This window comes from Marinobacter sp., from assembly GCF_014859525.1.
GTDB lineage: Bacteria > Pseudomonadota > Gammaproteobacteria > Pseudomonadales > Oleiphilaceae > Marinobacter.
Map to the genome: position 1 here is coordinate 67,374 of NZ_JACUUB010000004.1, position 12,376 is coordinate 79,749.

Annotated in this window: 13 protein-coding genes and 1 pseudogene; 11 read left to right on the forward strand and 3 right to left on the reverse strand. The window is 56.8% G+C overall.

The genetic code is table 11. The features are described 5' to 3' along the window. Positions 1-100: 100 nt before the first annotated feature. The 4 genes from IBX51_RS02375 to lipB are packed head-to-tail and all read left to right on the forward strand — an operon-like array spanning position 101 to position 3,177. Positions 101-1,006: a septal ring lytic transglycosylase RlpA family protein gene (locus IBX51_RS02375; RefSeq protein ID WP_291828337.1), complete on the forward strand. Its 906-nt coding sequence runs from the start codon at positions 101-103 to the stop codon at positions 1,004-1,006. Between the two features lie 48 nt (positions 1,007-1,054). Then, positions 1,055-2,218, forward strand: coding sequence for a D-alanyl-D-alanine carboxypeptidase family protein (locus IBX51_RS02380; protein WP_291828339.1), 1,164 nt, complete (start codon positions 1,055-1,057; stop codon positions 2,216-2,218). A gap of 46 nt (positions 2,219-2,264) precedes the next feature. Continuing rightward, a complete protein-coding gene (locus IBX51_RS02385) occupies positions 2,265-2,534 on the forward strand; it encodes a DUF493 domain-containing protein (protein WP_291828341.1) in 270 nt (89 codons plus the stop codon). Between the two features lie 4 nt (positions 2,535-2,538). Beyond that, positions 2,539-3,177 (forward strand): lipoyl(octanoyl) transferase LipB, encoded by a 639-nt coding sequence (gene lipB, locus IBX51_RS02390; protein ID WP_291828342.1) that lies wholly within the window; start codon positions 2,539-2,541, stop codon positions 3,175-3,177. An 18-nt stretch (positions 3,178-3,195) separates the two neighbouring features. On the opposite strand, the gene IBX51_RS02395 is transcribed toward lipB, so the two are convergent. Continuing rightward, the gene (locus IBX51_RS02395) at positions 3,196-4,278 is read right to left on the reverse strand and encodes a GGDEF domain-containing protein (RefSeq protein ID WP_291828344.1); all 1,083 of its coding nucleotides are present in this window, start codon (positions 4,276-4,278) and stop codon (positions 3,196-3,198) included. Between the two features lie 273 nt (positions 4,279-4,551). Between IBX51_RS02395 and IBX51_RS02400 the strand changes: the two genes are divergently transcribed. Beyond that, positions 4,552-6,006, forward strand: coding sequence for an ABC1 kinase family protein (locus tag IBX51_RS02400; RefSeq protein ID WP_367166332.1), 1,455 nt, complete (start codon positions 4,552-4,554; stop codon positions 6,004-6,006). Here the strand turns inward: IBX51_RS02400 and IBX51_RS02405 are convergent. Next, positions 5,937-6,389 carry a YqaA family protein gene (locus tag IBX51_RS02405; RefSeq protein ID WP_291828348.1) on the reverse strand — a complete coding sequence of 151 codons (453 nt, stop codon included), beginning with the start codon at positions 6,387-6,389 and terminating at the stop codon, positions 5,937-5,939. The two genes, IBX51_RS02400 and IBX51_RS02405, sit on opposite strands and share 70 nt — an antisense overlap. 58 nt (positions 6,390-6,447) lie before the next feature. Here IBX51_RS02405 and IBX51_RS02410 point away from each other — a divergent pair, with 58 nt between their 5' ends. The 3 genes and pseudogenes from IBX51_RS02410 (at position 6,448) to IBX51_RS02420 (ending at position 7,523) form a co-directional block, all read left to right on the forward strand. Further along, complete coding sequence (locus IBX51_RS02410) at positions 6,448-6,831, forward strand: hypothetical protein (protein ID WP_291828350.1); 384 nt, start codon at positions 6,448-6,450, stop codon at positions 6,829-6,831. Positions 6,832-6,948: 117 nt separating this feature from the next. Next, positions 6,949-7,083: pseudogene (locus tag IBX51_RS15050) on the forward strand (methyl-accepting chemotaxis protein); the annotation flags it as partial. A 185-nt stretch (positions 7,084-7,268) separates the two neighbouring features. After that, positions 7,269-7,523, forward strand: coding sequence for a GrxA family glutaredoxin (locus IBX51_RS02420; protein ID WP_291828354.1), 255 nt, complete (start codon positions 7,269-7,271; stop codon positions 7,521-7,523). 70 nt (positions 7,524-7,593) lie between these two features. On the opposite strand, the gene IBX51_RS02425 is transcribed toward IBX51_RS02420, so the two are convergent. Beyond that, positions 7,594-8,856, reverse strand: coding sequence for a 6-phosphofructokinase (locus IBX51_RS02425; protein WP_291828356.1), 1,263 nt, complete (start codon positions 8,854-8,856; stop codon positions 7,594-7,596). 144 nt (positions 8,857-9,000) lie between these two features. Here IBX51_RS02425 and mpl point away from each other — a divergent pair, with 144 nt between their 5' ends. The 3 genes from mpl (at position 9,001) to IBX51_RS02440 (ending at position 12,274) form a co-directional block, all read left to right on the forward strand. Next, on the forward strand, positions 9,001-10,395 hold the full coding sequence (gene mpl / locus IBX51_RS02430) for a UDP-N-acetylmuramate:L-alanyl-gamma-D-glutamyl-meso-diaminopimelate ligase (protein ID WP_291828358.1): 1,395 nt from the start codon (positions 9,001-9,003) through the stop codon (positions 10,393-10,395). Beyond that, positions 10,388-11,011, forward strand: coding sequence for a flavin prenyltransferase UbiX (locus IBX51_RS02435; RefSeq protein ID WP_291828360.1), 624 nt, complete (start codon positions 10,388-10,390; stop codon positions 11,009-11,011). The genes mpl and IBX51_RS02435 overlap by 8 nt, the downstream gene beginning before the upstream one ends. Before the next feature lie 123 nt (positions 11,012-11,134). Further along, the gene (locus IBX51_RS02440) at positions 11,135-12,274 is read left to right on the forward strand and encodes an acyl-CoA dehydrogenase family protein (RefSeq protein WP_291828362.1); all 1,140 of its coding nucleotides are present in this window, start codon (positions 11,135-11,137) and stop codon (positions 12,272-12,274) included. Positions 12,275-12,376 lie beyond the last annotated feature (102 nt).

Sequence of the window (12,376 nt, forward strand, 5' to 3'; positions counted from 1 at the left end):
ATGGCTTGCCGGTAATGGTGAAAACGACCGGGAACCCGTTACAATATTTCAGGTCTTTAACGCCTGGTGCCGAATGAAACCACATGGGTTGCCAAATACAATGCTCAAGGTACAACAAATCGGGTGGTTGGGACTGGTTGCTGTTCTGGTATTGTCCGGCTGCGCCAGTTCGCCGGAGTCGCCGAAGACGTCTGGGCCAGATCACTCTTCCAGGTACACCCTGAAACAGGATCGTGCGCCGTCAGGGAACTTCGATGTTTCCGGACTGCAAGATGCCGTGCCCCGCTATGAGCCTCCCCGCAACGCGGGAAACATGGCTGAATATCAGGTTTGGGGCAAAACCTACCGGGTAATGGACAGTAATGACGGTTATGTCGCCCGTGGTGTTGCCAGTTGGTATGGTGAGAAATTTCACGGCCACAAGACGTCCAATGGTGAAGTCTTCGACATGTACTCGATGTCTGCGGCCCACAAATCCCTGCGCATTCCCAGCTATGCCCGAGTCACCAATCTCGACAATGGCAAGTCGGTTATTGTCAGGGTGAATGACCGGGGGCCGTTTCACGGTGATCGCCTGATTGATTTGTCTTATGCCGCCGCCAAAAAGCTCGACTATAAATCTCGGGGGACGGCGAGGGTAGAGATAGAGTCTATTACCGTCCGGCAAGACGGCTCCATGACGCTGGCCGGCAAACCATTTAACCCCGGCGTGATGGCACCGCTGGCGGGCAGTAACTCAGCGCCCAGTGACCAGCAGGCATCGGGCACCGGCCTGTTTGTGCAGCTTGGGTCGTTCAGCCAGCGAGATCCGGCAGAGGCGCTGCTGGCCAGAGCGCGAGACGTTCTTGAGCGGCCGATGCGGGTCAGGCAAGTGACCACAGGCTCGGGCAATTTTCACCGAGCGCAGATAGGGCCGTTCAATGATGAAACAGAGGCCCGTCGGGCTCAGAATCTACTGGAATCCAACGGATTCAGTCAGTCCATTGTGCTGACCGATTCCCGCTGATGACCTGAAACCCAAAAGAAACACACCTTACGACGAATGAATCTACCCATGGCTTTTAATTCTATAATGCGCAGTTTTCTCCTGGTCCTGTCTCTGGCGACTCTTCTCGTCGGGACGGCATCAGCTCAGTCGGTGTTAATTCCGGCGCCGCCCCAGATTGCAGGTAGCTCCTGGCTCCTGATGGACTCGAAAACGGGTCACATCATCATGGAGCACAACAGCAGTGAACGGCTGCCTCCTGCCAGTCTTACCAAAATGATGACGGCTTACATTGTTGAGCGCGAGCTTGATGAGGGTCGTATTGCCATGACCGACATGGTGCCTATCAGCGTAAAAGCCTGGCAGACCGGAGGTTCCCGAACTTTTGTTCAGGAAGGTACTCAGGTGTCGGTAGAAGATCTGCTCAAGGGTGTCATCATCCAGTCTGGCAACGATGCCTCGGTCGCTTTGGCTGAGTTCGTTGCCGGCAGTGAAGATGCTTTCGTCGATATCATGAACCAGCAAGCAAGGCTGCTGGGCATGAACAACACGAATTTCCAGAATTCAACGGGCTTGCCGGCGCCAGATCAGTACTCAACCGCGTATGATCTCGCGCTGCTGGCCGAAGCCATCATTGAAGATTATCCGGAAAATTACCCGCTGTATGCGGTAAAGAGCTTCACCTTCAACAATATCCGCCAGCCAAACCGCAACAGCTTGCTGTGGAGAGATGACAGCGTGGATGGCCTGAAAACTGGCCACACCAATGAGGCTGGCTACTGCCTGGTGGCCTCTGCCAAGCGGGATAACACCCGTTTGATCGCTGCGGTCATGGGTACAAGCAGTGCTCAGGTGCGGGCCCAGGAAGTTCAGAAAATGCTTAACTACGGTTTCCGCTACTACGAAACCGAGCGCTTGTTCCGTGCGGGTCAGGAATTGATGGATGCCCGAGTCTGGGGCGGTAAAAGCGACCAGGTTTCGATCGGACTGGCGGACGACGTTCACGTGACCATTCCCCGTGGCGCTAAGGATCAACTTGAGTCGGTGGTGGATCTTGATTCTGTTATAAAAGCACCCATCAAGGTGGGTGACGAGTTGGGTCGCATTCAGGTGACGCTCAACGGTGAGGTTGTGGTCGACAAGGCGGTACTGGCGTTGACCGAAGTGCCGGAGGGTGGTTTGTTCAAACGCCTGTGGGATGCGATCAAACTGTTTTTTGTACAACTATTTTAACGGAGACTGCTGGCGTGAAGGGTCAGCTGCCGGGGAGTAACAAGGCATGAGCGAGCCGAAACCGCCGAAAATCGAGTTCCCCTGTGACTATGTCATCAAGGTTATCGGAAATGCGGCGCCAGACTTCACCGAGTTTGTGCTGGGCGTGGTAGAACAGCATGCGCCGGGTGTCTGTGAGGCCGATGTTTCGGTGACAGGTAGCAGCAAGGGGCGCTTTTCATCGGTACATCTGAAAATTGTTGCAACCGGTGAACAGCAGCTTCAGGCTCTGTTTGAAGACCTTAAAGCCAGCGGCCGGGTTCACATGGTGCTCTGATTAAATGACAGACCTGATTGTTCGTTCACTGGGGCAGCAGCCTTACATGGAAACCTGGCAAGCGATGAAAACCTTCACCGCCGACCGGGACGACGCCACCGTGGACGAGCTCTGGTGCCTGGAGCACCCGCGGGTATTCACCCAGGGCCAGGCCGGTAAGGCCGAGCACATTCTTTTGCCGGGCGACATTCCGGTTATTCAGGTTGATCGCGGCGGACAGGTTACCTACCACGGCCCGGGGCAACTGGTTATCTACCTGTTGATTGATCTGTCACGGCGCAAGCTGGGTGTGCGGGATTTGGTGGATGAGATCGAACAGGCCATTGTCCGGACTTTGGCTCAGTCGGATATCGATGCGGCACCACGATCGGACGCCCCCGGCGTGTATGTGAACGGTGCCAAGATCGCGTCGTTGGGATTACGCGTGCGCCGAGGCTGCTCGTTCCATGGCCTTGCACTCAACGTCAACATGGACATGGAGCCGTTTAGCCGGATCAACCCTTGCGGCTATGCAGGAATGTCTATGTGCCAGGTGAGTGATTATGTTCCCGGTATATCCGTCTACGATGTCGAGGACAGGCTGGTGCAGGCGTTGATCAGCGGTCTTGGTCATCAACATATGGAGTATCACCAGGGCTGGTGATGCCGGGTCGTGCCCCTATTAACCCGTTACAGCCTGACAAGTGCGGTTTCGGCCCTCAGACTTGGCCTGATAGAGGGCTTCATCGGCTCGCTGTAGCAGGCGGTCGATGGATTCTGTGCCCTGGATTGTGGCCACGCCAACACTGATGGTCGCGCCAATCGGTTTGCTGTTGGCATCAACGGTTTGGCTGGCAACCGCCTGGCGTATGCGCTCCGCTGATGCCATCGCATGTGCTGTTACCGTTTCCGGCAACAGCACCAAAAACTCCTCTCCTCCCCAACGCGCGATGGTGTCTACCTTACGTGATTGTGCGGTCAGCGTCTGGGAGACCAGTACGATCATGTCGTCTCCAACCTGGTGGCCATAGGTGTCGTTAACGGTCTTGAACAGGTCGATGTCCATCAACAGCACCGAGAAAGGCCGGCCATTTCTGAGATAGCGTTGAGATTCTGCCTCCAGCTGTTCCAGTCCTTCCCGTCGATTGGCCAGCCCGGTCAGTGCGTCATGCTTGGCTGCATACTCAAACTCCTTGGCCAGCTTGATAAGCCCCAGCTTGCTCCGTCGGCGGCTCTGGTCGAGGATGTAACAGGTGGCCATTTCGAACGCCAGAACGATAATCATGGTCAGTCTGAAGGTGCCGCTGTAAGGCGACTCGAATAACAAGTCGCCCAGCGGACTGAACAGAAGCAAAACGGCAAGCCAGCCGCCCAGGCAGGTTAAAACCCCGACGCGGGCTTCACTGATGTAGAAAATGATGGGTGGGTAGGCAAACAGCCAAATGATGGCCGACCCGTCTTCAACCGCTTGCGTGGCCAGATAGGTGAACAGGGCTGTGATCAGCGTGATAAACACACGGCGCTGGACAGTTTTGTGGCCGGAGAACAGAAAGGCAATGGCGTTGACCGCGAGCAGAACAGAAAAAGTCACCAACAGGGGCGCGGTAAACGAGTCGTCGTGCTGGCTGGATCGCCAGGAAAAAAACAGTAACAGAGGCACTGCAGCCGCGGTCAGCCCGTTAATGAGGGCCGGAACGGGAATTTCGCCTTTCACCCGAAATTGGGAAAGTTCAGAATCTGGTGTTCTGGATGCTGACGGATTCATAGCTGGGCTTTTGTTGTAAATGATGAAAGTCGCACGCACGGTATTGACGGATTCTAGTCCGCCTTGTGACCTGAAACTGTATAGAATCGTAACTGTCTTCCGAGCTACATTTAAATTGAATGGAAAGTAACCACATTGGCTGGGCGAACGCTAAATTGACGACGCACCGGTTAGGTTGTCCTTGCCCGGGTTCCGTATAATGACCAGTGGTTAGCTCTAGTTGCGCCCGAAATCATCGGAAACTTCATCATTCGCTGAATATACAGGTTGTCCATGTCTTCAAGACGCCCCGGAAAATCCGTGTCTCGCATCAAAACCGGCAGCTTTGAGCGTCGGTTGTCGCTGACTAAAGCAGGCTTGTTTGCCGGTACCCGCATGGCCTCTCACATGGCGACGAACTGGTTCAGCGATAAAGAAACCCGGGAAAAACGTCATCGCGCGATGATGTCGAGCCAGGCACGCTTCCTTGTGGATGAGTTGGGGCGGCTCAAAGGCAGTGTGGTCAAAATTGGCCAGGTGATGGCGCTCTACGGTGAGCATTTTCTGCCGGAGGAAGTGACTGAGGCATTGCACACTCTGGAGGATCAGACCACCTCACTGGAATGGCCAGCCATCGAAAAGGTACTGAAAGCTGAGATCGGCGCGGAGCGCCTCGCGGAGCTTGAGGTGGATCAGGAGCCGATTGGTGCAGCCTCGCTTGGTCAGGTACACCGGGCGGTCCGGCGCAGCGATGGGTTAGAGTTGGTGCTCAAGGTGCAATACCCGGGTGTTGCGGATGCGGTAGACAGTGACCTCAATGCGGTGGCGCAGCTTCTTAAGGTGGCCCGGTTAGTCAGCTTTGGACCCGAGTTCAAAGACTGGCTGGAAGAAGTCCGGCAGATGATGCACCGGGAGGTGGATTATCGCCTGGAAGCCAGAACCACTGAAAAATTCCGCGTCATGCTGGATTCCGATCCGCGGTTTATTGTGCCCCGGGTGCTACAGGAATACTCAACGGATCACATCATTGCTTCGACCTATGAACACGGCCATTCGGTTGGCTCCCAGGCGGTTCGGGATCTGTCGCTGGCCCGCCGGAGTACCTTGGGCAAGGCCGCATTGGAGCTGTTCTTCCGCGAGCTGTTTGATTGGGGCGAGATGCAGACCGATCCGAACTTTGGCAACTACCGGATACGGATTGCCGGCGAAGAAGGTGAAGCGTCTGGCCATGATCGCATTGTGCTGCTGGATTTTGGTGCGGTTCAGAGCTACACGCGGCAATTTCTGGATCCGGTCATTCAGATGATTCGAGCCTCTTACGAGCAGGACTTGGAGCAAGTGATCGATGGTGGTGTCACACTCCGTTTCATGAGCCGGGACTGGCCTGTGGAGGTGCTTGAGAAGTTCGGCTCCGTTTGCATGTCGGTACTTGAGCCTTTGGCGGGGGACCGCACCCAGTGGCCAGACTACGCGGTAAACGCGCAGGGTGAGTACCGGTGGAAGCAAAGCGACTTGCCATCCCGGGTTGCCAAACAGGCGGCCCGTTCGGCGATAAGCCGGTATTTTCGGGTGCCGCCCAAGGAATTCGTGTTCCTGAACCGCAAGCTGATTGGTGTGTACACCTTCATCGCCGTGCTGCACTCGGAATTCAACGGCGAAGACCTGCTTCGCAAGTATCTTTATGGCGAGGGCGGAGGCGATGAACCAAATCCGGTGGCCTCCAGTACCACCCAGATCACAAAGGCGTAGCGTACGCCTTTTCCGATACCCACCAGGATCACGAAGTTGACCCAGGGCACCCGCATGATGCCGGCCACCAGGGTTAACGGGTCGCCGACGATGGGTAACCAGCCCAGCAGCAGCGACCACTGACCATACCGGTTGAAGCGGTTCCGGGCCTTGTGCAACTGCAGTTCGCTGACCGGAAACCAGCGTTTGTGCTTAAAGCGATCCACCTGCCTGCCGATAACCCCATTAACGACTGACCCCAGCGTGTTGCCAAGGGTTGCCCAGAACCACAACCAGAATAGGGGCAGGCCCTGGCTGGCCAAGGTTCCCAGCATTAACTCCGACCAGGCTGGCAGCAGCGTGGCCGCGGCAAACGCGGTTAAAAACAGGGTCAAATACGCCAAGGGCGACTCCATGCTCTAGTATGTTGGTACAGGCTCATCCAAAAAGGTTTTGCTGTCTATGAAACACCTATCACTGCGCTTCAAGCTCTATGGGCTGGTCATTACCCTTCTGCTGCTGATGGGCGTGAGCATTGTCCTGACCGCCCAGCTGTCTCTGGGCTCGATGGAAGCACGGTTGTCCAGCGAAACCCGCAATACCGTGCAGAGCATTGTGATGGATCAGCTGGCGGCAACCGCCGGTCAATACGGTGAATTGGTAACCGGCCAGTTTGAGACTGCCTATCAGACCCCGGAAGTTGTTCGCAGTGTGATCACCCGGAACATCACCTCTGACAGCTCCGGCCGGCTAAGCCGGCGGGATCTTCAGGAAACCGTGGGTACCATTTTGGCCGAACAGGCGCATCTCAGTTTGCTCGAAGCGAAGTTCGAGTCTAACGCTTAGACGGTCAGGACATCTACTTTTGGCATCCAGTTATTACCAGCAACACCTTGGTCGACTGCTTGATGAAGCGCTGAGGTCGGCGCTCAATGGCTTGGATACCTTGGCCGGTGATATGGGCAGGCCAGTTCGGCGATTGGGCACGTGGTTCAGTGCAGTGAGAAAATAAACCGGATCATTGAAGTTATTCGAGGGATTGCTGAACATACCAATCTCTTGGCTTTGAACGCTGCGATCCAAGCCGCCAGAGTGGGGAGCAGGGGCGTGGCTTCGATTGAAAACCTGATCACTTGGCCATTCGCCGTTCGCTCAGTATCGACCCTTACTATGACCGCCATGAGAAGCATCAATTTTCAATTAGCTCGTCTCGTGTCATTATGGCCACAGTTTAAAATCATATTAGTTACCTGAGGGCTTACCCTTGGTGTGAGGAGATTTTTATGGAGCAGGTCACCATTTATGGCCGTTCAAGCTGCGGTTTTTGCATTCGGGCAAGGGATCTGTGTGAATCGAGAAACATTCCTTATACCTGGGTCGACATGATCGAACGAGGTATGAGCAAGCAAGATATTGCCGATCAGATCGGCAGGCCGGTATATACGGTGCCTCAGATTCTGGTGGGCTCGAAGTATGTTGGCGGTTGCGACGATTTCTCTGCCTATGTTCGTGAGCATGAGGCGGAAGCAGCCCGCTGATCCCGCCCCCGCTTCTGGTATGAAAAAGCCCGGTCACCGCAAAGTGACCGGGCTTTTTCGTTCCCGCAGGTCAGAGGCTGAATTCGGCTCTCAGTTTCTTCTCGACCAGCTGGCTCTTCAGATGAGCCACTTTGGGCAGGCCATTTTCGAACGGCGGGAAGCTCTCGCCGGCAATCAGCGGCTCCAGGTAGTCACGGCAATCCTGGGTGATGCCGAAGCCATCGTCGGTGATGAAGTGAATCGGCATTTTCTTTTCCTGATTCGCCACCTCGCTTAGATTGACCTCGCCGATTGACCAGCGGTATGGCTTGGCCTGTTCGCGCACGATAATAGGCATGAGCGCCTGTTTGCCGGCCAGAGCCATTTCCACGGCGACTTTGCCGACGGCATAGGCCTGCTCGACATCGGTGGCAGAGGCAATGTGGCGAGCTGAGCGCTGGAGGTAATCGGCCACCGCCCAGTGATATTTGTGGCCCAACGCCTGCTTGACCATGTTGGCCAGGGCTGGCGCGACACCGCCCAGCTGGGTGTGGCCAAAGGCATCCTTGGCGCCGGCGTCTGCGACAAAGCGCCCGTCTTCATACTGGGCGCCTTCGGAGGCAACCACCACGCAGTACCCGTAATCCTTGACACACTGGTCGACCCGAGCCAGGAAGGTCTCGCGGTTGAACGGAATTTCCGGGAACAGAATGATGTGCGGCGGTTCGCCTTCACCTTGACCAGCCAGGCCGCCCGAGGCCGCAATCCAGCCGGCGTGACGGCCCATGACTTCCAGAATGAACACCTTGGTGGAGGTTTCGCACATGGACTTGATGTCCAGGCTGGCTTCCAGGGTGGAGGTGGCAATGTATTTGGCCACCGAGCCAAAGCCCGGGCAGCAGTCGGTGAACGGCAGATCGTTGTCGACGGTCTTGGGAATGCCGATGCAGGTGATCGGGTAACCCATCTTTTCACCAATCTGGGACACCTTGTAGGCCGTATCCTGAGAGTCGCCGCCACCGTTATAGAAGAAGTAACCGATGTCGTGGGCCCGGAACACTTCAATCAGCCGCTCATATTCGCGCTGGTTTTCGGAGATGTTTTTCAGCTTGTAGCGGCAAGAGCCGAAAGCGCCACCCGGGGTGTGGATCAGTGCCTGAATGGCTTTGTCGGATTCCAGGCTGGTGTCAATCAGCTCTTCTTTCAGGGCGCCGATGATGCCGTTACGGCCGGCATAGACCTTGCCGATCTGGTCCGGGTACTTGCGCGCGGTCTGGATAACGCCACAGGCGCTAGCGTTGATAACGGCGGTAACTCCGCCAGATTGGGCATAAAATGCGTTCTTGATCGCCATCTCAGGCTGAAGCCTCCTGCTGGTTCAATGATGACGCAGATGATACGTCAAACGCGGTGGTATTTCATGAGCAGTTACCGGCTCTTGACCCCGCAGAAAGTATGGTAGAGGCTTGGCAGGTTTCAAACCGGAGGCAACACCTTAATGCACATACACATTCTGGGCATCTGCGGCACCTTTATGGGTAGCCTGGCGGTTATTGCACGCGAGCTGGGCCACACCGTGACGGGCTCCGATCAAGGCGTTTATCCGCCCATGAGTACCCAGCTTGAGGCTCAGGGCATCGAATTGATGCAAGGTTACCGGGTCGAGAATCTTGAGCCAAAGCCCGACCTGGTGTTGATCGGCAATGCCATGTCCCGGGGCAACCCGGAAGTGGAGGCCGTGCTCAACCGCCGTATTGATTATATGTCCGGCCCCGAATGGCTGGCCCGGGAAGTGTTGCGGCATCGCTGGGTGATGGCGGTGGCGGGCACCCATGGCAAAACCACCACCACGGCCATGCTGTTGTGGATTCTCGACCAGGCCGGTTTCGATGCGGGGTATCTGGTTGGCGGTGTACCTCAGGATTTTCCGGTGTCCGCGCGCCTGGGCAGCAGTGATTTTTTTGTCATCGAGGCCGATGAGTACGACAGCGCGTTCTTCGACAAACGTTCCAAGTTCATTCATTACCGCCCGAACACGCTGATTCTGAACAACCTGGAATACGACCATGCCGATATTTTCGAGAATGTCGAAGCCATCGAACGCCAGTTCCACCATCTGGTCAGAACCGTGCCATCGCAGGGGCTGATCATTCGCCCGGCGCTGGACCCGCATCTGGATAATGCGCTCGAGATGGGCTGCTGGAGCCCGGTGCAGGATACCGCCATCGGCAGCGAGATCAGCCGCACCGCAGACTGGCGCGCCGAGTTACTGTCGGAAGATGGCAGCCGGTTTATGGTGATTCACCATGAGCAGCCGGTGGCTACCCTGAAGTGGAATCTTACCGGCATGCATAACGTGCGCAATGCGCTGTCTGCCATCGCAGCTGCCCGTCATGTAGGCGTAACCCCGGACCATTCGGTGGCGGCCCTGTGCCGGTTCTCCGGGGTGAAACGGCGCATGGAACTGGTGGGCGAAATTGGCGGTGTGCGCGTGTATGACGATTTTGCCCATCACCCCACGGCCATAGCCCTGACCCTGGAAGGCCTGCGCAACCAGGTGGGTAATGAGCCCATCCTTGCCATTATCGAACCCCGGTCCAACACCATGAAGCAGGGCGTGCACCAGCAAACCCTGATTCCCAGTGCCGCTGCTGCTGACCGTGTACTCTGGGGGAATCTCAGCGAGATGACCTGGCTACCGGAACTGGTCGAGGGCTGGCGGGCTGAGCACGGTGAGCTGGATCACCATGCCGTGGAAGAGTCGGTTGAGGCACTGATTGCCGCGGCTCTGGAACAGCTGCCGGAAACCTGCCACATTGTGGTTATGAGCAATGGCGGCTTTGGCGGTATTCACCGAAAACTGGTTGCCGAACTGGAGAAACGACGTGGCTGATACCTCACCGGTCATCAATCTGGCCTTTACCGGTGCCTCCGGTGCCCAATACGGGCTGCGACTGCTGCAATGCCTGGTGGCCAATGGCTGCCGGGTGAATGTGATGGTGAGCAAGGCCGCTCAGGTGGTGATTGCCACTGAAACGGAGTTTCGACTGCCAGGTTCCAAACCGGCCATGGTCGAGGCGTTTACCGATTATGCTCGGGCAAAACCGGGACAGGTGCAGGTGTTTGGCCGGGAAGAATGGTTCTCGCCCCCGGCGTCGGGCTCCGGTGAGAAAGCACCGCTGGTGATCTGCCCCTGCAGCACCGGCACTCTTTCGGCGCTGGCGACCGGCGCCAGCAATAACCTGATCGAGCGGGCAGGGGATGTGGCCCTGAAAGAACGCCGCAAACTGATTCTGGTGTTGCGGGAAACGCCGTATTCCGAAGTGCATCTGGAGAACATGCTCAAGCTCACCCGGATGGGAGCAGTGATCATGCCGGCCAGCCCGGGGTTCTACCACAACCCCCAATCACTGGACGATCTGGTGGACTTCATGGTGGCGCGAATCCTTGATCACCTGGACCTGCCGCAAACCCTGATGCCCCGCTGGGGGGAGAAGACGGACGGCTGAGCTCACCCTCAGGGCGATGGTTTTGGCCAAAGCGATTGATGGTTTTCACCATTGAGCGAAAACCCGCCCCGCCACAGACTTGCTGAACACAACGATAAACCAACCCGTTCACCGAGGTTCAGCATGATTCCACGTACTGTTTTCGACGCCGATCTTGAAGGCTTCCGCGATTCCGTTCGCAAGTTTCTGGAGCAGGAAGCCGCGCCGTATCACGAGCAATGGGAAAAAGACGGCCAGGTCAGCCGCGAGCTTTGGCTGAAGGCGGGCGAGCTGGGCTTCCTGTGCCCGATGCTGCCGGAAGAATACGGCGGTGTCGGTGCCGATTTCCGCTACTCGGCGGTCATCATGGAAGAAATCTCCCGGGCTGGTTTGTCCGGCATTGGTTGGGGCCTGCACTCCGATATCGTCGCGCCCTATATCCTGAACTACGGCTCTGAAGAGCAAAAGCAGAAGTACCTGCCCAAAATGGCCTCCGGTGAAATGATCACCGCCATCGCCATGACCGAGCCGGGCGCGGGTTCTGACCTGCAGGGTGTAAAGACCACTGCGATCCGCCAGGACGACCACTACATCCTTAATGGTTCCAAAACCTTTATCACCAACGGCCAGCTGGCAGACCTGGTGATTGTTGTTGCCAAGACCGACCCCAAGGAAGGTGCCAAGGGCACCAGCCTTTTGTTGGTGGAAACCGCCTGGGAAGGCTTCGAGAAAGGCCAGAACCTGAACAAGGTAGGCATGAAGGCCCAGGATACCTCCGAGCTGTTCTTTCAGGATGTGAAAGTACCGGCGGACAACCTGCTGGGTGCCATGGAAGGGCAGGGCTTCTTCCAGCTGATGCAAGAACTGCCGGCGGAGCGCTTGCAGGTGGCGTTGACCGCAGTAGCGGCCGCCGAAGCTGCCTGGCAGTGGACCCTGGATTACGTGAAAGAGCGCAAAGCCTTCGGCAAGCCGGTCATCGCCTTCCAGAACACCCGCTTCAAGCTGGCAGAACTGAAAGCCGAAATCACCGCAGCTCGGGTGTTTACCGACCGCTGCCTGGAACTGCATCTGGACAAGAAGCTGGATATCCCCACCGCCGCCATGCTCAAGCAGCACACCACCGATCTGCAGTGCAAAGTGATGGACGAGTGCGTGCAGTTGCATGGTGGCTACGGCTACATGTGGGAATACCCCATTGCCCGGGCCTGGGCAGACTCGCGGGTACAGCGCATCTATGCCGGTACCAACGAAATCATGAAAGAGATCGTGGCCCGGTCGTTCTGACCGGCGGATTCCAGGCGGGGGCAGGATCTGCCCGCGGGTGCCTCCGATCTCTCTATTTCGGCGGAATTGTTCTGCCAGGGTGGACTATCAGTATCAGACCCT